Below are 24,079 nucleotides of genomic sequence, written 5' to 3' on the forward strand. Positions count from 1 at the left end.
CAGTCGCCGCTGCTTCACGCTGAGCTTCCAGGCCCCAAAGCGAAATGAGCGCTGCTCTCTGGTTCGCGGACTAGAAATGCGCTGGCGTAGCGCTACTCGAATGCGGGCCAGGAATTCGCGCATCCCGAAAGGCTTGGGAATGAAATCGGTTGCGCCGAGCTCCAGTGCAACCACTTTTTCCGCCTCATCAAGCCGGTCACCGCTGATCACTATGATAGGAACATCCGATTTTGTCGCCAGATTGCGGACGATCGCAAGTCCATCCTCCCGGCCTAGGTTAAGGTCAACAACCACGAGATCGACTGGCTCACGTGAAAGAACATAGTCAAACTGCTTGCTATCGTGGACTGCGGTTACCTTCAGGGCATGCATCGTGAGATACTCGGCGATGAGGCGCCGCATTGCGGCATCATCGTCAATGACAAGAACATGTTTCAACGGCACACCTTCAATCTTGAATCCCCTTGTCTAAACCTGTTGCCGAGCAACCCTGGGGCACCGACCCAGAACAGCTGCTCCTTGATACCACTCGCCGTTGCGTGCGGCCAATGTGAGGCCGTGCTCGTCCTGTTCTTTTCATCCCCAGCGAATTGACCGCACCAAGGCAGCCCGTGGCCACCAGACAGGTCCAAGCGCCGACATGACCCTGCCGTGTCGTCCTTCGCTTTTTCGCTTCGAGCTCCCCCGTTGGTGCAGGCCTGCCAATATCACTCAAGTTCGACCTCATGGATGCCAAGTTTCCTGCTATGCCCTTGCATCCTGGTCATCCTGGAGTTTGCGGACCTGGATCATCTCGATATCCTCCGGCTCGTGGATCCAGCTCGGACATGGTTGAGCAGCGCGGCGTTTGGCTTGATCGGAGAGGCGGTCGGCGGAAGAAGACCGTGATTCGCTCAGCGGCCTTGTGCAAAATAGTGTGTCTCCTGCCAAGCCGGCTTCGTCCAAGGTGGCCGGCGGCCTCAAATGCTGTTCGGCGACCGGCAGGTCGCCGGTTGAACGTCCGGGCTAACATTTCTCAGTTACTGCAACTCCTCCATCTTGAGCGTGTCACTATGCTTGTCCATTGCGCCGTCGGACTCCGTCAATGACGTGCGGTTATCTGCCGATGGGACTGTGCATGATCCACCCTTTGGCGGGGCGGCCGAACAGCTGAACGAGGATCGCACCAGGATGGGCTGCGCGGCCACGTCTTCCCAGTTGACCCTCGCCGCCGCGGATTTGCGCCTTCGAGCCAGCTTCGCGGACGAGCTCGCGTCTCAAGCAATGATCTGAGTGTGCAGGGCCGCGCATGGCTGCTCTTTAAGGACTGGCAGCATACCGGCAAAGTTGGGCCGCTTTATCGCCTTAGTCGATTCCCCACGGTGATCCCGAGCCTGAACAAGCCCGCCAAGCTCCCCATTTTGTCCTTGGCTTGGCGCTGACAGAAGTACCATCCATGACGCCAAAGTCGCGGCCCACACTCCAGGAGCAACGGACGGCCGGGACGGGAGTCATTGTACCAAGATGCTCCGGTCGCTGGCTGATCGGGCCCGCGCCACCCACGCATGCGCAAGATGCTCACCCACGCTGATACGAACACGGTCTTTGCTTCAATTGAAACCGAAAAGCTGAACTTGAACATCACACAGTAACAAACCTCCCCGATAAGCGCGTGCCGGACAGGGTCAGAACCCGTCCGGCGGCTTGGAAAGGTAGGTGATAGGGAATGTTTATTGCAGCTTGGCCGCTGGCCGTCGTCCTGTTGACATCCATGTCACTCCCAGCCGAGCCCGCGCCACTTTCTCCGCGTGAGTTCCGCAGCCTGTCGCGCAAATGCGCTCCCTGGGTTGCGCCGTCCACCCTCGCCGCGATTGCCAAGATTGAAAGTGGCTTTGACACGCTGGTGGCTCATGACAACACCACAGGTGAGCAGCTTCGCTGGATAGACCACCTGGAAGCCACGCGGGGCATCAAGGAACGCCTCGAAGCACAACATTCTGTCGATGTTGGATTGATGCAGATAAACAGCAAGAACTTTGCCATGCTCAATCTTACGCCGGAAAGGGCTTTCGAGCCCTGCGCCTCGCTTTCGGCTGCCGCCCACCTGCTTGAAAGCCGGTATGCCGGCGGCACCACTGCTGTGGCACAGCAACTGGCGCTTCGCCGTGCCATCTCGGCCTATAACACGGGCGACGTCACGCGTGGCTTCGCCAACGGTTATGTACGCAAGGTCGAGTCGGCCGCAAAGGACATCTCAAGTCTCCTTGAGCGAACGCTGGAGCCGACTGCTCGAGATGTGCCGCACCTTGAGGCGCCCGGTCGGAAAGCCGTGCCGCCTCTGCTCCAGCAGAGCCAACAGGCCAATAGAAAGAAGCAGCCCAACCAAGATTCTTGGGACATCTGGGGCTCGTATCAGCCAGACCGCTCCGGGGCCGATCCCTCCGGTCCGACAGGCAGCCAGGCTGCGAAAGCACGCGAACCCGCGAACCCGAACAAACTCGTATTCGATTGAAACATGGAGATGCAATGATGACGCCACTCAAGATACTTCGTGCGCTTAAAACGCGTGTTCCTTCGCCTTTTTCCATGCTGCGCATGGCGGCTGAATATGTACCGGCCGCTGCTGCAGGCGCGGCGTGGACGGTCTTCTACAGCGGGCCAGCCGCGGCTCAGGTGACCGGAGGGACGGATCCTGCCAAGATGGTCCAGAATATCTGCACGTTCATACTTGGCCCCTTTGGACAATCACTGGCCGTGCTCGGGCTCGTAGCCATCGGTATCTCTTGGATGTTCGGTCGTGCTTCACTTGGCCTGGTTGCGGGTGTCGTTGGAGGGATCGTCATCATGTTCGGGGCCAGCTTCCTGGGCAAGGCGCTCATAGGCGGCGGCTGATGAGCGACCGGTTGGAAGTGAGCACCCTCTATGTGGCGGCGACGCGCCCCGCACTGTTTCTGGGGGTGCCGCTGACGCTGGCCGGATTGCTCATGATGTTGGCTGGGCTTGTTATCATTATCCTTCAGAACCCGCTCTACGAAATCGTTCTCGCGCCACTCTGGTTCGGAGCACGGCTGGTTGTTGAGCGTGACTATAACGCGGCAAGCGTCGTGCTGCTCTATTTGCAGACGGCCGGCAGAAGCGTGGACGGGCCGGTCTGGGGAGGCGCAAGCGTCAGCGCCAATCCGATCAGAGTGCCGAAACGCGGAAGAGGAATGGTGTAATGTTCGGCGCCAGCGGCCGGACCGAGAGGTCTGGCGAGATCTACCTTCCGTATGTTGGTCACGTAAGCGATCAGGTTGTCCTTCTGGAAGACGGATCGATCATGGCCATGGCACATGTGAACGGTGTGCCCTTTGATTTGGAAGACGCTGAGATGCGCAACTCGCGCTGCCGCGCGTTCAACACTCTCTTGCGCAACATCGCCGATGACAATGTCTCGATATACGCTCATCTTGTGAGACACAACGATGTGCCGGCGCCGGCGCCGCGCCAGTTTCAAAGTGCATTCGCTGGCAGTCTGAGCGAGGCCTACGAGCGTCGTGTGCTGTCGGGAAAGCTCTTTCGCAACGATCACTTCCTCACTTTGATCGTGTCCCCCCGCACCGCAATCGGCAAGATCGGCTTGCGGATTGCCAAGTCCCGCAGACGGAATGAGCACGATCTAGCCACCCAAATGCGGAGCCTGGAAGACCTCTGGCACATCACTGCTGGCGCACTCGGCGGTTACGGTCTGCGCCGGTTGGGCATTCGTGAGAAAGGCAACGTGCTCTTCACGGAAATCGGCGAGGCGCTTCGGCTCATGATGACTTGCCGGTTTCTTCCGGTTCCGATGGTTACCGGCTCACTTGGCGCCTCGATCTACACTGACCAGGTCATATGCGGGAAGCGGGCGCTTGAGATTCGAAGGCCCGGGGATAGCTCCGTCGGATCATTGTTTTCGTTCCGTGAATATCCGGCGACGACGCGGCCGGGCATGCTAAATTCCTTGCTGTCCGCCAACTTCCCGCTTGTCCTGAGCCAGAGCTTTTCCTTCCTCACTCGCCCACAAGCTCATGCCAAACTAAGCCTTAAGTCCAGCCAGATGACGAGTGCCGGCGACAAGGCTCTCACCCAGATCAATGAACTTGCCGAGGCAGAGGACGCACTGGCAAGCAACGAATTCGTGATGGGTTCGCATCATCTGAGCCTGTGCGTCTATGCCGACAGCCTCAATAGCCTTGCAGATCGCGCAGCAAGTGCCCGCGCACGGCTGGCCGACGCGGGCGCCGTTATCGTCCAAGAGGGCATCGGCATGGAGGCCGCATATTGGTCCCAACTTCCGGGGAACAACAGGTGGCGCACGCGCCCGGGGGCGATCACCTCACACAATTTTGCCGGGCTCGTCTCATTTGAGAACTTCCCAAGCGGTTCCAGTTCCGGCCACTGGGGCAATGCTGTTGCGCGCTTTCGCACAAACGGTGGAACTTCTTTCGACTACATCCCCCATGAGAATGACGTCGGCATGACGGCAATATTCGGGCCCGTTGGCAAAGGCAAGACGACGCTGATGACCTTTGTCCTCGCGATGCTTGAGCAAAGCCTGGTCGATCGCAATGGTGCGATCGTCTTCTTCGACAAGGATCGGGGTGGTGAACTGCTGGTGCGAGCCACGGGAGGGACATATCTTGCGTTGCGCAGAGGCGCTCCGAGCGGCTTGGCCCCTCTGCGTGGACTGGACAACACCTCCGCCTCCCGGGACTTTCTGCGCGAGTGGTTGATGGCCCTGATCGAGAGTGACGGCCGTGGTCCGATCTCGCCGGAGGAAAGCCGTCGGCTGGAACGCGGCATTGTTCGTCAGCTTTCGTTCGAACCCCCTATGCGCTCACTTGCGGGCCTGCGCGAGTTCCTATTGCACAGCCCCTCCGAGGGCGCAGGAGCACGGCTGCATCGGTGGTGTAGAGGGGGGGCGCTTGGATGGGCCTTTGACGGCGACGTGGACGAAGTAAGGCTGGATGCCTCCATTACGGGCTTCGACATGACGCAGCTCCTGGAATATGAGGAGGTCTGTGCACCGGCCGCCGCATACCTTCTGCATCGAGTGGGCGCTATCGTCGATGGTCGTCGGTTCGTCATGAGCTGCGACGAATTTCGATTCTATCTACTCAACCCCCAATTCTCGGCCGTTATCGACAAGTTCTTGCTCACGGTCCGCAAAAACAACGGCATGTTGATACTCGCAACGCAGCAGCCTGAACACGTTCTGGAATCGCCTCTCGGAGCTAGTCTCGTTGCGCAATGTATGACGAAAATTTTCTACCCATCACCGACGGCGGACCGCTCTGCGTATGTCGATGGCTTGAAGTGCACTGCGCAGGAGTTCGAGGCAATCCGCCAGGGAATGGCAATCGGCAGCCGCAAGTTTTTGCTCAAGCGCGATAGCGGGAGTATTGTTTGCGAATTCGATCTTGGGCAGATGCGCGAGTACGTAGCCGTACTCTCGGGGCGGGCCAACACAGTGCGCTTTGCCGACCAGCTTCGTAACCAGCACGGAGACGCCCCAAGTGGGTGGCTCGACAAGTTCATGGCCCGGTACCACGAAGTTCAAGACTGACGGAGGAATATTCATGAAATTTGCCAAACTTGCAGTAACGACCCTTGCTGCTTCCCTTCTGCTTCACGGACAGGCCCGTTCGCAATTTATCGTCAGCGACCCTGTAACAGAAACACAAGCGACCTTAACAGCGCTTTCCAATGCGGCGATCCTTGAGAGGTCAATCGAGACGCTCGCTACCACGATTGAAATGGTGACAATTCTAACGTCGTCATTCGCTGTCACGGGACTGCTAAGCTCACTGAACCAAGGAAATCACTACCCGTCGAGCAATAAGCTGGAGGAGCAGATGTTTGATGCTCGGGCGCCAGCTTCGATTATGGCCCGTAACATAGCGAAGGACCCAAATCGGATAGTCAACGGCACCGATTCAGAAGCGAAACTGTTACAGGGACAAATCGCCGGGGCCGCCAATGCCGCAGCTATTGCAGCCGACACTTTGGGCATGATGGACAAGCGCCTTAAGGATAACGCCGGCACGCTTGGTCAGCTTTCCCGCTCGGGAAATATTATGCAGGCCACCGTGACCAACGGTCTGGTCCTCAAGCAGATTCACGATGCGATGATCCAAAATGTCCAGGCCACGAGTCTGCTGACAATGGCCACTGCACAAGGGAGCCTTCACGCCGTGGAGGAGGCCGCCACGCAGCGTCGCGAACATCAGGACACCGCTAATATGTTTAGCATCCTCCCGTAAACCACACAGAGTTCATCAGGCTCAGCTGCGCTGATCAGGGACACATCAGGCTCACGCCATGAATTTCAAAATTCCCGCGCCATTCACGACTATACACACGATCTTTCATGGGGCCTTCACGTCCGGGCTGCACAAAGTGCTTGAAAACGTCCAAGCGGCGGTCAGTGCGCCTCTGGTTGCGTGTGTCACGCTCTGGATAATAATCCAAGGCTGTCTGGTCATGCGTGGTCAAGTCGATGCGCGCGGGGGTATCTCGCGCGTAATCATGGTGTCGATTGTCGTCGCCCTTATCTTAGGGCAGGCCAACTATCAGCAGTACATTGAAGCGCTCTTCGACGACACGATTCCGAGGTTGGCTCACGACATCAGTGGCAGCGACTTGCCCTTCATCGGAATCCCCCAGAAGCTCGATCTCATGTTTGCTTCAAGCCAGTATGTCTTTCAGCTGATTGCTTCCGAAATTGGGCCTATGAACGGCCAGGACATACTTGCTTTCGAGGGAGCGCAATGGATTTTCTACGGCGCGCTGTGGACAGCGTTCGAGATCTACGATGCCGTTGGAATTCTGACGAAGGTGCTCTTGACGATCGGCCCCCTGGTCCTTGTAGGCTACCTTTTTGATCACACTCGAGACATAGCCACCAGATGGATCGGCCAACTGCTCTCGTACGGGCTGCTGCTTCTCCTCCTCAACATCGTTGCAACGATAGTAATCGCTGCCGAAGCAGTCTCGCTGGCAGCCATGCTTTTGATGATCAAATTCTCGGGCACGACAGCAGCCAAGATCATCGGGCTTTACGAGCTCGACATGCTTTTCCTAGCTGGTGACGCTCTGATCGTCGCGCTTCCGACGATCGCCAGCAGCATCGCCGGCGGCTCTTGGGGAGGTGCGAACCGACCTCTTAACAGCCTCAATCGCCACTTTGCCAAAACGGCGGGTGGTTAATCAATCGACAAGCTCGGTGCCAAAAACATGAAATATTGCCTACTTCTGTCAATCCTCGCTTTGGCCGCCTGCAAGACGAGCCATGGGCTTGCGACATGCGCGGGTGCCCCATTCCAACTGAACGTGGGACAATGGGAAACCACCCCTGAGGATCTTCAGGTCGAATGCGCGGAAGAGCCAAAGTGAAAGTTCCTGAACATGCCCTTCTGGTGGAGAGAGAAACGCTAGCCGCCCACTATAAGAAGGTGGAAGCGTTTCAAACTTCACGAGCGAAGTCTGCGCGGCGCCTGTCAAAGGCCCTGATAGCCTTTGCCGCAGCGGCGGTCCTAGGAAATGTTGCCCAGGCATTTACCATTGCTGCCATGGTCCCGTTGGCCAAGCTCGTACCTGTGTTCCTCTGGGTCCGGCCGGATGGGACCGTCGACAGCGAAGTGTCAGTCTCTCGACTGCCGGCAACCCAAGACCGAGCCGTCATAAATGCTTCGCTGTGGGAATATGTACGCCTGCGCGAGGGGTACACAGCAGATACAGCCCAATACGCCTATGACCTCGTATCCAGTTTCAGCGCGCCGGCTGTGCGACAGCAATATCAAGATTTCTTCAACTATCCGAATCCCACCTCGCCGCAAGTCACGGTCGGCAAACGCGGCAAGCTCGAGGTCGGGCATATTTCTTCAAACGACATCAGTCCGGACGTTCAACAGATCCGTTACAAACGTTCGCTTGTTGTCGATGGGCAGATGCCGATAGTGACCACCTGGACAGCTACCATCCGCTACGAGCGCTTGACGGGTCTGCCTGGGCAATCGAGGCTCACCAATCCGGGAGGTCTACTCGTCACTTCCTATCAAAGCTCGGAAGATAGCGTATCGAACCTGGGCTATGTGCAGCCATGACAAAAAGAGCGTTTCTCGCGCTGGTCTGTTCACTCTTCTTAACGATGGAAGCGTCAGCGGAAGACACACCACTTGCCGGCAAGCATGATGCGCGCATGCGCTACCTGGCTTACCGTCCTGACGAAGTGGTGCGCCTGTCTACCGCAGTGGGGGCAACGCTGGTTGTCACATTCGCGGCCAACGAGACAGTCGCAGCCGTGGCCGTTTCCAATAGCAAAGACCTGGCTGCGCTCCCGCGCGCCAACTATCTCTTCTTTAAGGCTAGCCGGATGCTCCCGCCGCAGCCGGTCGTCGTGCTGGCCGAGAGTGAGTCGGGTACACGGAGATACGTCTTCAGTATTTCAACGAGAGCGATGCCAAAACTCGATGAGCAGCAACCTGACCTATACTACAGTGTGCAGTTCACCTATCCTGCTGATGAGGCTGCTGCTCAGAGAAAGGACGCAGAAAGGCGCTCGATTCTTGGTCAGGCCCGGGCGAAAGTGCTGCGCGACGAGAGAGTTCAGGATTTGTTGAATCGGCCCGCCGCAACTACCAGTCCGGACGAAAGCAATTTTCACTACGTCGCAAAGGGCGATCGATCGCTGGCGCCGCTGGAAGTTTTCGATAATGGCTTTACCACCGTATTTGGCTTCGCAAGCAATTCCCGCATACCCTCCCTCTACATTATCAATCCCGACGGCAAGGAAGCCGCTGCCAATTACACGGTCAAAGGAGACTATGTTGAAGTATCCGCAGTCGCCCGGGAATGGCGTCTGAGAGATGGCAATACGGTCTTGTCCATTTTCAACAGGGCTTATGACCCTGTGGGACGAGCGCCAGGGACCGGTACAGTGACACCCGACGTGTGGCGCGTTTTGAAAGGCCCGGCCGATGAATGAAACCGGCCCACAGTCGGGACATGATGTCCATGCCTCAGGATCGATGGTCTCGGAGCCGGCCCGCCGGCATGTTTCGGGATTGCAGAAGTTGGCCGTCGCTGCTCTTGTTCTCATCTCATCTCTATCGCTCATCTGGCTCGGCGGTCGTCCCAGCACACAAGACGAGCCAACTCAGCCAAAACCTCCAATTGTCGCCGACGCCGAGCCATTCCGCCCCGTGCCGATTGAGATTGCTCCCGAAGCTCCAGCACCCGTACAGGCGGCGCAGGCAGGAGATTCTGCGCCATCCACGCCGCCTTCGGCGCCAGCTGATCCGCCGCCGGAGGAAACACCAATTTTCGCCTACAGTGGCAGCGGTCAAATGCCCAACGACGGTCAGCGGAGCGAAGACAACCATAGGGATGCTCCCGCGACCTCGCATGAGATTTCAGACGCTGGCGATCTGACGGGGCGATTGAAACCAGATATACAGGAGCCAAGCCGGGCCACACTTTTGCCGCACCCTGATCTCGTGATTACCCAAGGAACGATAATTCCCTGCATTTTGCAAACGGCAGTCGACACAAATTTACCGGGTTATGTGAAGTGCGTCTTACCTAAAGACGTCCGCGGCGCCACCAACAACGTGGTGCTTTTGGATCGCGGGACGACCGTGATTGGCGAGATCCAGCGTGGTCTCCAACAGGGGGATGCGCGTGTCTTCGTGCTGTGGACGCGCATCGAAACGCCTGACCATGCCGTCGTTTCGCTAGCGTCGCCGGGCGCTGACGAGCTCGGCCGCTCCGGAATGCCTGGCACGGTGGATAATCACTTCTGGCAGCGCTTTGGCGGAGCAATGCTCATGAGCGTCATTCAAGGCGCGTTTCAGGCCGCCGGTCAATACGCTGGCAGCTCAGGTGGAGGAAGCGGCATCAACAGCTTCCAGAGCAACGCCGGACAAGCCGTTGACACGACCCTTAGAGCAACGATCAACGTTCCGCCAACTCTGAAGAAAAACCAGGGAGATGCTGTATCCATCTTTGTGGCTCGGGACCTCGATTTCTCAGATGTATACGATCTTAGACCGATCGCCGTGGCGCCAGCCCCCCAACATCGCCAACGCCGGAGAGACAACAATGCGACCGGAGGCTGACCCTCAATTGCGTTTGCTTCTCAACCCTGTTTTGAAATGGCTTGAGGAGCCAAGGACCGAAGAGGTCGCTATCAACCGGCCTGGGGAAGCCTTTGTCCGACAGGCCGGCGTTTTCACGAAACATCCGCTGCCGCTATCTTATGACGATCTGGAGGACATCGCGATCCTCGCTGGAGCGCTGCGCAAGCAAGATGTCGGACCGCAAAGCCCCCTCTGTGCGACTGAGCTGCCGAACGGAGAGCGGCTGCAGATCTGTTTGCCGCCCGCTGTTCCCTCAGGAACAATAAGCCTGACGATACGGCGTCCCTCAAGTCGTGTGACCGAACTCAAGGAAGTTTCTTCTCGCTACGAATACTCGCGTTGGAATCAATGGCGGTCACGAAAGGAGCGCCAAGAGCGGCAGGACGAAACGATTCTTCAGCACTACGACCATGGTGACTTGGAGCAATTTTTGCGAGCATGCGTTTGCGGGCGGCTCACGATGCTGCTTTGCGGACCTACTGGAAGCGGCAAAACGACAATGAGCAAGACTTTGATCAACGCTATACCCCCGCAAGAGAGGCTGATAAGTATCGAGGACACGCTCGAACTTGCAATCCCGCACGAGAACCATGTCCGGTTACTTTATCCGAAGGACCGAGCAAGCGTAGGTGCGGTGACAGCCGAGCAACTGTTGCAAGCCAGCTTGCGCATGCGCCCTGATCGAATATTGCTTGGCGAGATGCGCGATGATGCTGCTTGGGCCTACCTTAGCGAAGTCGTCTCCGGCCATGCGGGATCAATATCAACGATTCATGGGGCGGATCCGGTCCAAGGCTTTAAAAAGCTCTTTTCACTCGTCAAGAGCAGCCCGCAAGGAGCTGCTGTGGAAGACCACACGCTTCTTGACCTGCTGTCGGCTGCCATTGACGTCATTGTGCCGTTCAGTACCCACGGCGACGTGTATGAGGTGGGGGAGGTGTGGCTCGCCGCCGATGCCCGGCGACGCGGAGAGACAGTAGCCGACCTTCTTAACAAGCACTAAGGCTAGAGCTAGAGCACGTCGGGGATCGGTAAGTCGTTTGTGATACGATGGCGTAATTTGTTCAGATTGAACGTCCACTTTGATTTGAAGGAGGTGGATAATGGGAGGAGGACTGGGCGTAGACCTTCGGTCACAAGTCTGAAGTCTTCGGGCGCCCTGTCGGCGCGGCAAGTCGCGGCACGATTCGACTGGGTGTATCGAGCGCGTCCGCTGAATTGCGCGGGCGACGCTCACCGAGCTGGTGCCGATGCCTGCTTCAAAAGCGGCATCCAAACCCGGCAGGTCGTACCTTTGATTTACCTAGCCGCGCTCAATGAGTGTGTTCAAAGCCGCCGAACGTGGTTCGGAATGACCGGTGGTAAATCGGGAAGTGCCATATAGGGAATCCTCCTGGTATTGGCTCCAGGGGGTCCTCTCAATGAACAAAGCCGCAACCTGCCCTTGCGACCTCAGCTGGATGTTGCGACGCAACCCATAGGAGGATCGATGCGCAGAGAAATCGCAGGCAGAGTCGGTGGCATTGTGGGCCCGCCGACCGACGGTTTCAGCCCGTCAACAGGTCTTCACGTGTTCCATCCCCGACTATTGCAGGCGTGCGGCTTGCATGCTCCCGCGATCACCCATCGGAAAGAGCGTTACGAACACTACGAAGAGTTGCGCGACTTCCGCTGTCGCCCCGGTCTTACAGCGGACGGTGACCTGTCCGACCTTGATAGGACGTGAAATGCGAACGCTGCTCATTGATCATCATGTGGATCTTACGCGCGCTGTGCGAGTTGCGCTCGGGGATAGCGGTTTTGCCGTTGATGTAGTTGGCAACCTGGAACAGGCGTCGAGGGCATTTTGTTGCGCAACCTATGAAATTCTCCTGCTGGAGTTGGCTCTGCCAGATGGCGATGGCTTGGGCTGGCTGAGACAGCTAAGGAGCAACGGGCATTCAGTTCCAACCCTCATTATGAGTAGCATCAACGATCTCGAGAAGCGGATTGCAATTTTCAACGGTGGCGCGGACGACTTTCTGCTCAAGCCCGTCTCTTTCGATGAGCTCATCGCCAGAATGAGAGCCATTCTGCGCCGGTCGACACAGGTGACCGACCCCATCGTTGTATTTGGCAATCTCAATTTCGATCCGATCGGCCGACAGGTCTCGGTCTCGGGTCATCCTCTGAAGATCGCACGCCGCGAACTATGTATTTTAGAGCATCTGCTTATCCGTGCAGGCCGCATCGTGCCTCGTGCGCAGTTGGAAGATCACCTCTATTCGTTCAACGACGAGGTATCTGCCAACGCGCTTGAAGTCGGAATCTATCGCTTACGTGGACACCTGAGTAGGTCAGGTGCAACGCCACGTATCACGACCATGCGCGGCATTGGTTACATTCTTGAATTGACTGAGGCGGCATCCGCATAGTTGGCCTAAATTGAAAGAACAGACTGCCTGCCCGTCGTCAGGTCGAGCTTGTGGCCATAATGGACATCGCGGCCGCCCTTGACGATGGTGTCTGCATGCGGTTCGAACGGCTCTGTCGCAAACCTTTTTGTAAGCGAGCATGGCAAGAAAAACGCCTCAGCTGTGGAGGAGCACGTGATGTTAAAGGGCCGCCATTTGGACCAGTCGGTGATCCTGCTGTGCGTGCGTTGGTACCTGGCCTACACTCTGAGCCTGCGCGATCTGGAAGAGATGATGGCCGAACGCGTTGAAGGTCGACCACTCCACTGTGCATCGCTGGGTCGCCCACTTCTCGCCGAGCTGCTGGAGCGCTTCAACCGGCGCAAGCGTGTGGTCGGCAGCAAGTGGCATATGGACCAGACGTACATCAAGGTCCGCGGCCATGGATGTATCTCTACCGCGCTATCGACATCCTCGGCGACACGGTCGAGTTCTTCTTTAGCGAAACCGCGACCTGGTGGCGGCCCAACGCTTCCTCCGCAAGGCGCTGACGCGCCATGGCCGGCCGGAGCGCATCGTCATCGACGGCAGCCAGACCAATTACGAAGCAATCCTTTCCTGCGACGCTGAAAGCCAGCTGCGGCAGCGATCGCGGCGACCGCTGAAGCCGATCCGCTCCGCAATAGCCGGCATCTCAACAATCGGATCGAACAGGATCACCGGCGTATCAAGCGCCGCATTCGATCCATGCTCTGCTTCGAGTCGATGCGAGCGCCGTGGTTATCCTCTCCGGCATCGAGATGATCCACATGATGCGCAAGCGACAGGCGAGTTATGCCTACAATCCCAGTCTGTCGATCGCTGAGCAATTCGATATCCTCGCTGCCTGACGGACAGGCCGAAATGGCCGTTCACAACCCCATTTCCCGGTTTGCGACAGAACCTGCTGGAAACCTCTCAGGAATATTATGCATGCAGCACCCATAAGAGCAACGACGCGGTCGGAAGCAAGGTGCATCAAGCCGGCCGTTCACAGCGATTTGTACGGCTGCCTCTACACCCCGTCGGATTCTACAGGAGATATCCACAAATTCAGTGGGCCTGGCGAAGGCGTGCCAGCAAGCGCGGCGCCCAGTTCTTGTTTGACGCAAATATCGAATCTATAACGCGGAGCGGCATGTTCCGCATGGCTGCACCGTTGGTCGGGCGGGCGGAGAACAAGACCGCACGATCGTGGAGGCTGATGGCGTTGTAGGCTGCGCGGGATTGGCTAAGCCGTCAATTCGCGGCGATGCTAGGTGACCGTGTCAATATCTATCCGGTCAAGGGTTATTCCATCACCGTTCATCTCGAAGATGAAAGCAGTGTCATCATGGCGCACCATGGGTAAGCCTGTTAGACGACCGCGCCAAGATCGTGACGAGCCACCTTGGTGACGGACGCTTCCGTGTCGCTAGCACGGCGGAGTTCAACGGAATGAACCGTGATATTCGCCACGATCGCATCAAACCCCTCGTAGACTGGACGCGTACTCGAGTTGAACCAGAGCTTCACGCAGGTATTGGACTTACGTCATTTTAACTGCCGGGGTAGATCACTTCGAAGGAAGGTTGCGGCGATGATCGAAGTATACAACCTAACCAAGCACTTTGGCATACTCTAGGTACTGACAAGTATAAGCCTTACAGTTGAGAATGGTAGCGTCGTATGTCTTATGGTGCAAGCGGCTCAGGCAAATCCACGCTGTTGCAATGCATAAACGGGCTAGAGCTTATCCAAGCGGGCAGTATCAGAGTTGATGGTACTCAGGTAAACGACCCAAAACCGACCTCAACAAGCTTCGACAGACATCGGTATTGTCTTTCAGCAATACAATGCATTTCCTCATCTAACAGCTCGAAAATGTTGCGCTGGCACCCAGGATAGTAGCGTTGCCGAAGAAGGAGGCCGCCTCACTCGCTGTTCAGTAGTTGGCTCACTTCGGCCTACACACCAAAGCAAATGCCTACCCGAGCCAGCTTTCCGGCGGGCAACAGCAGCGCCGGGCGCTTGCGCGTGCCTTGGCGATGCAGCCCAGGTAACTTGCTCCTCGACGAGACTGGTCGATGTAGCAGATGAGGAAGTTGTCTTCGGTCTTGTGGACGATCACCCGAAGAACTGCTCATGTGCAAAGCGCGTCTTCAAAGGGGAATGTACTGAGCAATTGGTGTCCGTTTTCCGTCACTAGGATTTGCTGCTCTAGCTTTACACCTTCAGCGCCGTCGGCCTCCCCAATGTAGCTTTCCAAGCAGATGGTCATCCCTGGCAAGAGCACTCCCTCCTGAACCGCCCGGCCCGAGTCACGATGGGAGATCACCGGCCATTCATCGCTGAGGCCGACGCCGTGCGCAATACTTGCATATCTTTGCGTGCTGTAGCGCTGAGGAACCTTCCATGCCTTCTCACCAATCTCGCGAAATGCGGTGCCTGGGACTATCAGTCGCAGATTGTAATGTATTTGTTCCATTGCGAGGCTGTATAGGCGCCGTTGTTCTTCAGTGGGTTGTCCCGGCCCACAGAAAAAAGTTCGTGAGACGTCACAACAGTAGCCGAAGGGGCCGATCATGTCCGTGTCAAAACTGACGAGGTCTCCAGGCCTAATGAGGCGGTCGCTTGCTTCCTGAAACCACGGATTGGTGCGCCCGCCCGAACTAAGGAGTCTTGTTTCGATCCATTCGCCGCCGAACTCGATATTAGCGTGATGCAGCAATGCCCAAAGCTGGTTTTCTGATATGCCTGGTTTGAGAGCCTCCCGCATTCGGGCCATACCAATCTCACAGGCGGACATTGCGATGGTCATGCACGTGATCTCTTCCGGAGACTTTATCGATCTTGCCTTCTCGCAAAGGGCCTGTCCCTCTGAGAGGGAAAGGCGCCGGGCTTCCAGCGCATTGGTGCCGAGCGGATCGAGGCGATCGACAGCCAGCCTCTTGTTTTCACCAGCAATGGTTCGAAATAGCTTCACTATTTCATCGGCCCATGCCCTGCAGTTGTCTTCTTGATGTTCTCCCGCGAAGAAATACGACCAAGCTTTCGCCGGGCGAATGTCTCCAATGACCTCGATCCCGCGTGCCATAGGGAGGCAATTCATGCTAGGGTATTCAAAGAGAGTAACGTCTCCTTCCGCTGGAACGAAGCAGTAACGACCTTGGTTGTGCAATAGCCACACGGCCATGTTGCGCGTTCCTGTGGCGTATCGGACATTGATGGGGTCATTTAGTAGGGCCGCGGCACAATCTGCCTTCTTGAGCTGACTCTGGAGACGGTCAAGTCGGTAACGGCGAAGTTTGGCGAGATCTACTTGCGTTCGGGTGTCTTCGAGCGCAATGCCAGGCGTTCGTTTCGCCAGAATGTAGGCAGAAGAGCTCTCATTGCGCCGCAAGAAGCTCAGAAGCGTCTCCTCGACAATATCCGGTTCATTCGGCATAATGTATCTCCAGCCGCTTGTTTGTAGCAAACTTGGCAGATAGCAGAAAGCAACATGCGTTGTTTGGTGTTCGGAGTCTCTTGCCGCCTCAAGGATCCGTTATTCCCGCCAGCAAAATAAGCAAGTCCGCGACGGCCACCGACGGCACCGATGTGTCGAGCATAGCGCGTCCTTGTCCTCAACCTCTTTGTACAACTTCTGTACGGACTGGGGATCATTGGTTGTCATGTCGACCCAGAAGTGGCAGCACCAATATGACTCTGCTGCAAATTGGGATTCATTCGTGAGAGGCAATCCCTCGTTCACGTGGATCGCTGGATCGTGCCGTCGCCTCTTTGGCGCTGTCTTGTTCACGGCCGATCCTGCGCGAAGAGTATAGTTATCGCTCTACTTTTATGACGCGAAACGCAAAAGTCAAGATCGCTGCTGCGGAAAATCGTCCATCCCTCGCATCTTTTGATCAGGCGGGTGCGAACAATCCGTCCCCATCCAGAGAAGTTACCGCTCTAGCCAAGCAGGCAGCGCTTGTCGGATGGTGGATACCTAAGACTTGCCGACGGCTGACTTGCTTTGGCTGTTCCCGGTGTCGGTGGACTGATCGGAAGCCGTTGCGAACAGATGCCTGACGACCTGAACAGCATGTGTGCATGCGTCCTTTGAGCCTAGACTTGTGGCAGCCGCGGTCGTGCCCTCGTGGAGGAGAAACAGTGAGGTAAGAAGTGATTGACGGTCGGCGGGAAGCCGGGACGCGATTTCAAGTCTTACTTCCTGCTTGTTCCTTTGAACCTCTCGCTGGATCGCGACGCTGTCCGGGTGCGATGCAACGGCCTGCACGAAGAGACACCCACGAACAGCGGTGTGCGCCATCCAATCTCCGACCCGATCAAAAAAATGAATGATTGCGCGCTCACCGGGTTCGGACGGCATGCCGTCGCGCAAGTGAGCCAAATACTCAAAATGGCGAAACGCTAATGCCCCCACGACCATGTCCTCCCTGGAAGGGAAGTGCTTGTACAGTGTCCGGATGCTGACATCCGCCGCCTTGCGAATTGCTTCGACTCCGGGCTCGGCAAAACCACGCTGAGAAAAAAGTTGATTTGCCGCCGAAGCGATCTTGACTTTCGTATTTCGCATCATAATGGTAGAGCGATCACTCTACTTCCTCTGGTTCCTAACCTCTATCGCACAGGATCGGCCGTGAACAAAGCGTCAATCAAGGAAACCGCTTCGCATTCAATAGATTTTAACGAGCTACGACGCTATCGCCTATCCCGCATTCAGGCGCAGTTGCAGGAGAATGACTTCGGCGCTGCCTTGCTGTTCGAACCGCAGAACATCCGTTACGCGACGGACATCTCGAATGCCAATCTCATCTGGACCTTTTATACGCCTGTTCGGTACGCGTTCGTCCCTGCGACGGGCCTGCCGATACTGTTTGAATATGGGCTGGATACATGTCCCCTGTCCGCGGATGATTACGCGTTCGTCGGGGACATCCGACCGTCGATATCACTTGCTACCTTTTACAGGTTGAATGCCAAAGACGAGTGGATCGGGAAATGGTGCGACCAGATGATGGGCCTGCTTGCCGAGTTGTGCGGCGGCAGCCAGCGGCTTGCGGTTGACAGTCTAGTACCTACCGCCTGTCTCGCATTAGCCAACCGAGGTATCCAAGTATTCGACGGAGACGGGCTTATGGCCCGCGCTCGCCTCATTAAGTGCGCCGACGAGATAAAGTGTCTCCAGGCGGCAGTAGACGTCGCCGATCTTGGTGCCCGCCGGATCCGCGAAAAAATTCGTCCAGGAGTTACTGAGCAGGAGTTGTGGTCGGTGCTGCATCAAACCAACATCGAACAGGGCGGCGAATGGATCGAGACGCAACTCCTGTCATCTGGGCAGCGCACCAATCCCTGGTATCAAACAGCAAGCGAGAAGGTGATCGAAGACGGGGATCTCGTTGTCTTCGATACCGACATGGTGGGCCCGTTCGGCTACGTAGGCGACATCTCTCGCGCCTTCCTTTGCGGCGACCGGCCAAACGCGGATCAGCGGGAAGCTTATCGCGTCGCCTATGACACACTGCAGCATAACATCGAGGTTTTCCGGCCCGGCATCAGTTTTCGTGAGTTGGCCGAACAGTGTTTTTTGATTCCAGAGCCGTATCGCGACCATCAGGAGGCGATCGGCCATGGTGCCGGTGTGCAGATCGAGTTCCCGCTCCTTTGTCAGCGAGACGAAATTGAGCGCATGCCCTATCCGGAGATGCTCCTGCAGCCGGGCATGGTCATTTGCGCAGAAGCCTACGCGGGAAAGGCAGGCGGAACTGTGGGGGTCAAGTTAGAGGAGCAACTTGTAATCACGTCGGATGGTTGTGAACTGCTCAGCAGGACTCCCTTCGATGAACGATGCTTAGCCTAAAGGCCGTCTATTCGACCGCAGCAAATCTGGTTTGAGAATGAACGGGAGGAGAATCGATCATGACTTTGTCTCGGAGTGGAAGTGACAATTTCCCTGAAAACATCGCCGCGCTCGGTCTAAGCGCTGGCATCGACCGACGAGAGTTCCTCGCGGTAGCAAGCACATTCGGTGCTTCTTTGGCTGGCGCATACGGTATGCTAGAGCTCGCGCTGCCCGCTCCGGCGCTGGCGCAAGAACCGAAGAAGGGAGGCGTTCTCCGGGTGGCAATGTCGATCAAGCCATCCAAGGACCCGGTAAGTTCCGACTGGTCCGAGATCAGCAATGTCCAGCGCCAAGTGATCGAACCTCTCGTCCAATACACGCGTGATTTTGTCTTCAAGCCGTATCTCCTTGAGTCCTGGGAAGTGAATGACGATGCAACTGAGTATGTTCTACATGTACGCAAGGGCGTCAAATGGAACAACGGCGACGAATTCACGGTCGATGATGTAATATTTAATATTACGCGATGGTGCGACAAATCAATAGAAGGCAATGCAATGGCCGGCAATATGGCTTCGCTCATTGACGGCAAGGCCGGAAAGTTGCGCAACGGAGCGATTGAACGGCTGGACGAACACACGCTGCGTCTCAAGCTGGGCTCGCCTGATATCACCATCATTGCTGGTATGGCCGAGTACACGGCTCTTATCGTCCACAGAAGCTTCGACCAGACCGGAAGAGACTTCGTATCGAAGCCAATCGGTACTGGTCCCTTTGAGCTTGTGGAATGGAACGTCGGCGACCGTGCCGTTCTCAAGCGTCGAGAAGATGGCAGGTGGTGGAACGGCGATTCGTATCTGGATATGATCGAGTTCATCGACTACGGCACGGACCTTTCTGCGGTCACGAGCGCGTTCGAAAGCGATGAAATCGACGCCAACTTCGATACCTCGCCCGACTTTGTACCAATTTTTGAGAAACTTGGACTGGTTACCTCGGAAGTGCTTACGGCCAGAACATTGGTGGCTCGCACCAACGTGTTACAAAAGCCCTATGACGATCAGCGCGTGCGAACCGCCTTGCAACACGCGGTCGACAACAATTCCGTACTTCAGCTTGGCTATAACAATGCCGGATCGGTAGCCGAAAACCATCATGTCTGCCCGATCCATCCCGAATATGCCAAGTTGCCCAAGGTCGCCCGCGACATGGAGAAGGCCAAGGCTCTGATGGCCGAAGCCGGGCAGGCGGATTTCGAGCACGACCTGATCACGGTCGACGAGGACTGGCACAAGAACACCGGCGATGCGATCGCCGCGCAGCTTCGCGAGGCTGGCATCAAGGTCAAGCGCACGGTTCTGCCAGGCTCGACCTTCTGGAACGACTGGACTAAATACCCTCTCTCTATGACGCTTTGGAACATGCGTCCGCTCGGCGTCCAGACGTTGGCCCTCGCCTACAGAACAGGGGAAGCGTGGAATGAGACCGCATGGTCGGACCCTGAGTTCGACCGAAAGCTCACGCAGGCGCTTTCGATTGCCGATGCGGGCCAGCGGCAATCGGTGATGAAGGATATTGAGAAAATACTGCAGGACTCCGGGATCATCATCCAACCTTACTGGTGCAAGGTCTACAGCCATGCCCGAGCCACGGTGAAAAACCATGGCCGGCATCCCACTGCCCAGCACGATTTCGGGAAGGTGTGGATTGATGCATGATATGAGTAGGGTCTCTCTCGAAATCGAGACGAACCTCGCCCAACGAGACGCTACTCGTTTGGCCCAACACGCGCTTACACCTGCGGACGAAAGAGCGATCCGCACTTACAGGCTCAAACGACTAAGGGGTATCCTTGAATCCGCGGATGTGGGTGCTGCGATCCTGTTCGATCCGATCAACGTTCGCTACGCAACCGGTAGCCGCAACATGCAGGTGTGGACAATGCACAACGCATGCCGGTACGCGTTTGTGTCCACATCAGGCCCCGTAGTATTGTTTGACTATAGTCGCTGCGAGCATCTTTCCGAGCACCTAGAAACGATCGACGAAATCCGCCCAGCCACGTCATGGGACTTCTTTGCGGCTGGCGAGAGGTCCGAAGAGCAAGCTGGCCGGTGGGCCGATGAAGTGGCCGCCCTCTTCACCCATCAGGCCGGGAAGCGTGGGCGTCTGGCAATCGACCGCATGGACATCCTTCCGTTTGAGGCACTCCAGCGGCTTGGCATCCCTGTCGTCGATGCCAAGCCCTATCTCGAACGCGCGCGGTCCATAAAATCGGGCGAAGAAATCAATGCAATCCGTGATGCCGTAGCAGCGGGCGAAGTGGCGGTGGGGAACATGAGAAAATCCATGGCGCCGGGCAGGCGCGAGTCCGATATGCTCGCCGCGCTCTCGCGCGAGAATATCGCGCATGGCGGAGAGTACATGGAAACACGGCTCCTAACCTCAGGACCCCGCACCAATCCTTGGCTTCAAGAGACCTCGGATCGGGTCATGGAAGCCGGCGATTTCATGACGTTCGATACGGACCTGATCGGTCGGCACGGCATCTTCGTTGATATCTCGCGAGCATGGATTGTCGGAGATAACAAACCCACAAACGAGCAGCGCACCATCTATGGATTGGCGCGCGAGCAGCTTGAATACAATATGGCGCTGCTGAGGCCGGGCGTAAGCTTTCGCGAGTTCTCAGAAACTGCCTGGAAAATGCCCGGAATCTACGTCCCCAATCGCTATGCTGAACTGATCCATGGGGCCGGACTGGGTGTCGAATACCCAGTGGTCTACTATCTGCAAGATTGGGAGGCGGCCGGATATGAAGGCTTTTTTGAAGAGAACATGGTCGTGTGCGTCGAAAGTTACATAGGAGCTGTCGGAGGTCGCGAAGGCGTGAAGCTTGAACAGCAAGTCCTGATTACGAAGTCTGGTATCGAGCTGCTTTCGCACTACCCGTTCGAGGATGATCATTGGTAGGCTGCAAGGCGCTCAACCTCCTGAAGCCGCGCCACAAAGACCGTCTTTTGCGAGAACCCTCTCAGTCCGAGTAGATCTTGCTTCAAAAAGGCGCCGAGGTACGGAACGCATTCGAGCACTCGCGTCGTAGTGCGACGTGGTGATCACATTTTGGCAGGGCCGCTTCGGTTTCGACAAGTGCCCAGAGAAATGGGCTGATAGGCGCCAGCATCTCGATCGATCCCAATGATCCTGCGTTCGTGCGCGAGTTGAATCGAGAGATCGAAGCAACAGCAACGGTGATGCTGGATTCCTTATGAAGACGCACTCTATGCGTGAGTGCCAGCGGGCTGGCAATCGCCGACGTATGCGCAGTGCGAGCTAGCGCCAAACTGAGGCACGAAAAGGGAGGATGCCGTGCAGAATTTCATCCTGCGCCGTCTCGGGGTCATGGCCCTGACAATGCTGTGCTTGACGGTGGCAGTATTTTACCTCGTCAACCTTGAGCCTAATCTGAAAAAGCTGGCGATCAGCCAGACCGAGATGCGCGCCAGCGCCGGGCATCTGGAAAGCTGGTTGGCGCGCAATGGCTACCGCGAACCGATCCTGGAGCGCTATGCGCAGTGGATCGGCATCTGGCCGAAGCGGCAGAACAACCATCCCGAAACGGGCGAGGTCGTGCCGCGCTTCTCCTTCTGCAAGGAAGCTGCGAAGCCAGCCTATTCGGGCGTCCTTCAGGGCGATTTCGGCTGCTCGACCAAGTTCCGCATGAAGGTCGCGGACAAGCTGTTTCCCGCGCTGAGCGCCACCGGGATCCTGATGCTCTGGGTGATGGCGACCATGGTGCCGGTGTCGCTGCTGATAGGTATTCTGGCAGGAATGCGCGAGGGTTCGCGCCTGGATCGGGGCCTTTCCATCGTCTCGATAACGACCACCGCGACCCCGGAATATGTCTCCGGAATCATCTTCACCGTGGTGTTCGCCTCCTGGCTCGGTTGGCTTAACGGGTCGGCCGCGAGCACGGCGACCCAGGGGGTGACCTTCTACAATTTCGCGCTGCCGGTGATGACCATGGGGATCTACGGCACCGGCTACATTGCGCGCATGACGCGGGCCTCCATGGTCGAGGTGATGACGCAGCAGTATATTCGAACCGCACGGCTGAAGGGGCTTTCCTTCGGCAGCGTCGTCGTCAAGCACGCGCTGCGCAATGCGCTGATTGCGCCCTTCACCGTCATCATGCTGCAATTTCCCTGGCTGCTTACGGGCGTCGTCATCGTTGAGGTGATGTTCCGCTATCAGGGCTTCGGCTACACGCTCGTCGAGGCGGCGAGCAACAACGACATCGACCTCCTTCTTGCCTGCTCACTAGTATCGGTCTTCATAGTGCTGTTGACTCAACTGATCTCCGACATCGGCTATGCTTATCTCAATCCGCGCATCAGGATGCAGTAGGAGACGCCGGGGATGGGGATTGAATATACAGGCGATTGCCAGGTCTTCGCAGGCGTCATCGCCCGCTTATGGCCGGTTTGGGCAGCGCTAGCCGTCGTGCTCGGCTTGAGCTTGTTCTACAAGAAAAAGCTCGGCATCTACGGCCAGTTGTTCGACAGCGGTGTGGGGATAGTCGGTGTCGGCATCTGCCTGTTCTGGCTGTTCACGGCAATCTTCGCGTCGACCGTCGCGCCCCTCGATCCGCTCGCCCAGGTGCCGATCATGAAGGATGCGCTTCCGGGCGCGCTCGAGCCGGTATCGAAACTCATCTACTATTTCGGCGGCGACAAGCTCGCCCGCGATGTCTTTTCGCGCATGGTCTATGGCAGCCAGATCGTGCTGATCATCGCACCGGCGGCGACGGGTTTCGCGCTGATGGTCGGCATTACGCTCGGTCTGCCCGCCGGCTACTATGGCGGCCGGATCGACACTGTACTGTCCTTCCTGGCCAATCTGGTGCTGGCCTTCCCGGTGATCCTGCTGTTTTACCTGCTGGTGACGCCGGGCATCATGGATACGCCGATCCCATACGCCATGGCCGGGCTGTTCTTCCTGTTCCCGATCATCTTCTTTTCGGTGCTGTTCTGGACCCGCTACAAGAACCGGCCGGACCGGCTCTATATATTGCTCGGGCTGACGCTGATCATCGGCGGCTGGGTCTATGCTGGCCTGGTCTTCGATGCCGATCCGTTCAAGATTATCCACATCGATCCCAACCAGCTCAACATCTTCGTGGCGGTGGTGTTTGCTTCCAGCCCCGGCGTGTTCCGCATCGTGCGCGGCCTGGTGATGGACATCAAGACGCGCGACTATGTGGCGGCGGCGCAGACGCGCGGTGAATCGCCTTGGTACATCATGCTGTGGGAGATCCTGCCCAATGCGCGCGGACCGCTGATCGTCGATGCCTGCCTGCGCATCGGCTACACCACGATCCTGCTCGGCACGCTCGGCTATTTCGGGCTGGGCCTGGCGCCGGAGAGCCCGGATTGGGGCACCGCGATCAAGGACGCCAGCCGCCTGCTGCGCTCGTTCATCCACCCGGCGCTGCCGCCGACAATCGCGCTGATGTCGTTCGTGCTGGGCTTGAACCTGCTTGCCGACTCGCTGCGCGAACAATCGATGAAAGACTGATCTGCGGGTCCCGCGAGCATGAAAATAGGATTGGAGCGACCCATGAATGAGGCAGTTCGAAATCCCGGCAACCCGACCCTTGGGCCAAGCGCTGCGCCGATCAT

21 protein-coding genes and 3 pseudogenes are annotated in these 24,079 nt (G+C 57.2%); 21 read left to right on the plus strand and 3 right to left on the minus strand.

Annotated features, from left to right (window positions below; all coding sequences use genetic code 11):
- Positions 1-438: pseudogene (gene virG, locus NKI37_RS31010) on the minus strand (two-component system response regulator VirG); the annotation flags it as partial.
- 1,267 nt (positions 439-1,705) lie between these two features.
- On the opposite strand from virG, the gene NKI37_RS31015 reads away from it, so the two are divergent.
- From NKI37_RS31015 to NKI37_RS31090, 16 genes and pseudogenes are all read left to right on the plus strand, one after another.
- The gene (locus NKI37_RS31015; protein WP_023724798.1) at positions 1,706-2,491 is read left to right on the plus strand and encodes a type IV secretion system lytic transglycosylase VirB1; all 786 of its coding nucleotides are present in this window, start codon (positions 1,706-1,708) and stop codon (positions 2,489-2,491) included.
- Between the two features lie 74 nt (positions 2,492-2,565).
- Positions 2,566-2,871, plus strand: coding sequence for a pilin major subunit VirB2 (gene virB2 / locus NKI37_RS31020; RefSeq protein WP_023673707.1), 306 nt, complete (start codon positions 2,566-2,568; stop codon positions 2,869-2,871).
- Positions 2,871-3,197, plus strand: coding sequence for a type IV secretion system protein VirB3 (locus NKI37_RS31025; protein ID WP_023679584.1), 327 nt, complete (start codon positions 2,871-2,873; stop codon positions 3,195-3,197). Before virB2 ends, NKI37_RS31025 begins: the two co-directional genes overlap by 1 nt.
- On the plus strand, positions 3,197-5,566 hold the full coding sequence (gene virB4 / locus NKI37_RS31030; RefSeq protein ID WP_352791526.1) for a type IV secretion/conjugal transfer ATPase VirB4: 2,370 nt from the start codon (positions 3,197-3,199) through the stop codon (positions 5,564-5,566). Before NKI37_RS31025 ends, virB4 begins: the two co-directional genes overlap by 1 nt.
- Before the next feature lie 13 nt (positions 5,567-5,579).
- A complete protein-coding gene (locus NKI37_RS31035; RefSeq protein ID WP_023673704.1) occupies positions 5,580-6,263 on the plus strand; it encodes a TrbJ/VirB5 family protein in 684 nt (227 codons plus the stop codon).
- Between the two features lie 58 nt (positions 6,264-6,321).
- Positions 6,322-7,209, plus strand: coding sequence for a type IV secretion system protein (locus NKI37_RS31040; protein ID WP_023762840.1), 888 nt, complete (start codon positions 6,322-6,324; stop codon positions 7,207-7,209).
- Between the two features lie 27 nt (positions 7,210-7,236).
- Positions 7,237-7,395 (plus strand): type IV secretion system lipoprotein VirB7, encoded by a 159-nt coding sequence (locus NKI37_RS31045; protein ID WP_081731114.1) that lies wholly within the window; start codon positions 7,237-7,239, stop codon positions 7,393-7,395.
- On the plus strand, positions 7,392-8,105 hold the full coding sequence (locus NKI37_RS31050; RefSeq protein WP_023685154.1) for a type IV secretion system protein VirB8: 714 nt from the start codon (positions 7,392-7,394) through the stop codon (positions 8,103-8,105). Before NKI37_RS31045 ends, NKI37_RS31050 begins: the two co-directional genes overlap by 4 nt.
- Entirely contained in the window at positions 8,102-8,986 is an 885-nt protein-coding gene (locus NKI37_RS31055; RefSeq protein WP_023673701.1) for a TrbG/VirB9 family P-type conjugative transfer protein, read from the plus strand. Before NKI37_RS31050 ends, NKI37_RS31055 begins: the two co-directional genes overlap by 4 nt.
- A complete protein-coding gene (virB10, locus tag NKI37_RS31060) occupies positions 8,979-10,118 on the plus strand; it encodes a type IV secretion system protein VirB10 (protein WP_352791524.1) in 1,140 nt (379 codons plus the stop codon). The genes NKI37_RS31055 and virB10 overlap by 8 nt, the downstream gene beginning before the upstream one ends.
- Positions 10,102-11,142, plus strand: a complete 1,041-nt coding sequence (gene virB11, locus NKI37_RS31065) for a P-type DNA transfer ATPase VirB11 (protein ID WP_023673699.1) — start codon at positions 10,102-10,104, stop codon at positions 11,140-11,142. Before virB10 ends, virB11 begins: the two co-directional genes overlap by 17 nt.
- Before the next feature lie 724 nt (positions 11,143-11,866).
- Positions 11,867-12,553: a response regulator gene (locus NKI37_RS31070; protein ID WP_023679590.1), complete on the plus strand. Its 687-nt coding sequence runs from the start codon at positions 11,867-11,869 to the stop codon at positions 12,551-12,553.
- A gap of 177 nt (positions 12,554-12,730) precedes the next feature.
- Positions 12,731-13,422, plus strand: a pseudogene (locus NKI37_RS31075) (IS6 family transposase).
- Between the two features lie 162 nt (positions 13,423-13,584).
- Positions 13,585-14,062: pseudogene (locus NKI37_RS32040) on the plus strand (FAD-dependent oxidoreductase); the annotation flags it as partial.
- A 177-nt stretch (positions 14,063-14,239) separates the two neighbouring features.
- On the plus strand, positions 14,240-14,458 hold the full coding sequence (locus NKI37_RS31085) for an ATP-binding cassette domain-containing protein (RefSeq protein ID WP_352791522.1): 219 nt from the start codon (positions 14,240-14,242) through the stop codon (positions 14,456-14,458).
- 44 nt (positions 14,459-14,502) lie between these two features.
- Positions 14,503-14,613 carry an ATP-binding cassette domain-containing protein gene (locus NKI37_RS31090; RefSeq protein WP_084626300.1) on the plus strand — a complete coding sequence of 37 codons (111 nt, stop codon included), beginning with the start codon at positions 14,503-14,505 and terminating at the stop codon, positions 14,611-14,613.
- An 80-nt stretch (positions 14,614-14,693) separates the two neighbouring features.
- Here the strand turns inward: NKI37_RS31090 and NKI37_RS31095 are convergent, their stop codons facing one another.
- Together NKI37_RS31095 and NKI37_RS31100 are read right to left on the minus strand one after the other, a co-directional pair.
- Positions 14,694-15,998, minus strand: a complete 1,305-nt coding sequence (locus tag NKI37_RS31095; RefSeq protein WP_352791520.1) for a M24 family metallopeptidase — start codon at positions 15,996-15,998, stop codon at positions 14,694-14,696.
- A gap of 543 nt (positions 15,999-16,541) precedes the next feature.
- Complete coding sequence (locus NKI37_RS31100) at positions 16,542-17,135, minus strand: TetR/AcrR family transcriptional regulator (RefSeq protein ID WP_023724247.1); 594 nt, start codon at positions 17,133-17,135, stop codon at positions 16,542-16,544.
- Positions 17,136-17,195: 60 nt separating this feature from the next.
- Between NKI37_RS31100 and NKI37_RS31105 the strand changes: the two genes are divergently transcribed.
- The 5 genes from NKI37_RS31105 to NKI37_RS31125 all read left to right on the plus strand — a co-directional run bounded on the left by NKI37_RS31105 (position 17,196) and on the right by NKI37_RS31125 (position 23,975).
- On the plus strand, positions 17,196-18,416 hold the full coding sequence (locus NKI37_RS31105) for a M24 family metallopeptidase (protein ID WP_352791518.1): 1,221 nt from the start codon (positions 17,196-17,198) through the stop codon (positions 18,414-18,416).
- Positions 18,417-18,475: 59 nt separating this feature from the next.
- Positions 18,476-20,116, plus strand: a complete 1,641-nt coding sequence (locus NKI37_RS31110) for an ABC transporter substrate-binding protein (protein WP_352791516.1) — start codon at positions 18,476-18,478, stop codon at positions 20,114-20,116.
- A 1-nt stretch (position 20,117) separates the two neighbouring features.
- Positions 20,118-21,371, plus strand: a complete 1,254-nt coding sequence (locus tag NKI37_RS31115; RefSeq protein WP_031200524.1) for a M24 family metallopeptidase — start codon at positions 20,118-20,120, stop codon at positions 21,369-21,371.
- A 396-nt stretch (positions 21,372-21,767) separates the two neighbouring features.
- Positions 21,768-22,805, plus strand: a complete 1,038-nt coding sequence (locus NKI37_RS31120; protein ID WP_352791512.1) for an ABC transporter permease — start codon at positions 21,768-21,770, stop codon at positions 22,803-22,805.
- Between the two features lie 12 nt (positions 22,806-22,817).
- Positions 22,818-23,975 carry an ABC transporter permease gene (locus NKI37_RS31125; protein WP_352791510.1) on the plus strand — a complete coding sequence of 386 codons (1,158 nt, stop codon included), beginning with the start codon at positions 22,818-22,820 and terminating at the stop codon, positions 23,973-23,975.
- Positions 23,976-24,079 lie beyond the last annotated feature (104 nt).

This window comes from Mesorhizobium sp. M0626 (assembly GCF_040320665.1).
In the GTDB taxonomy this organism is placed as follows: domain Bacteria; phylum Pseudomonadota; class Alphaproteobacteria; order Rhizobiales; family Rhizobiaceae; genus Mesorhizobium.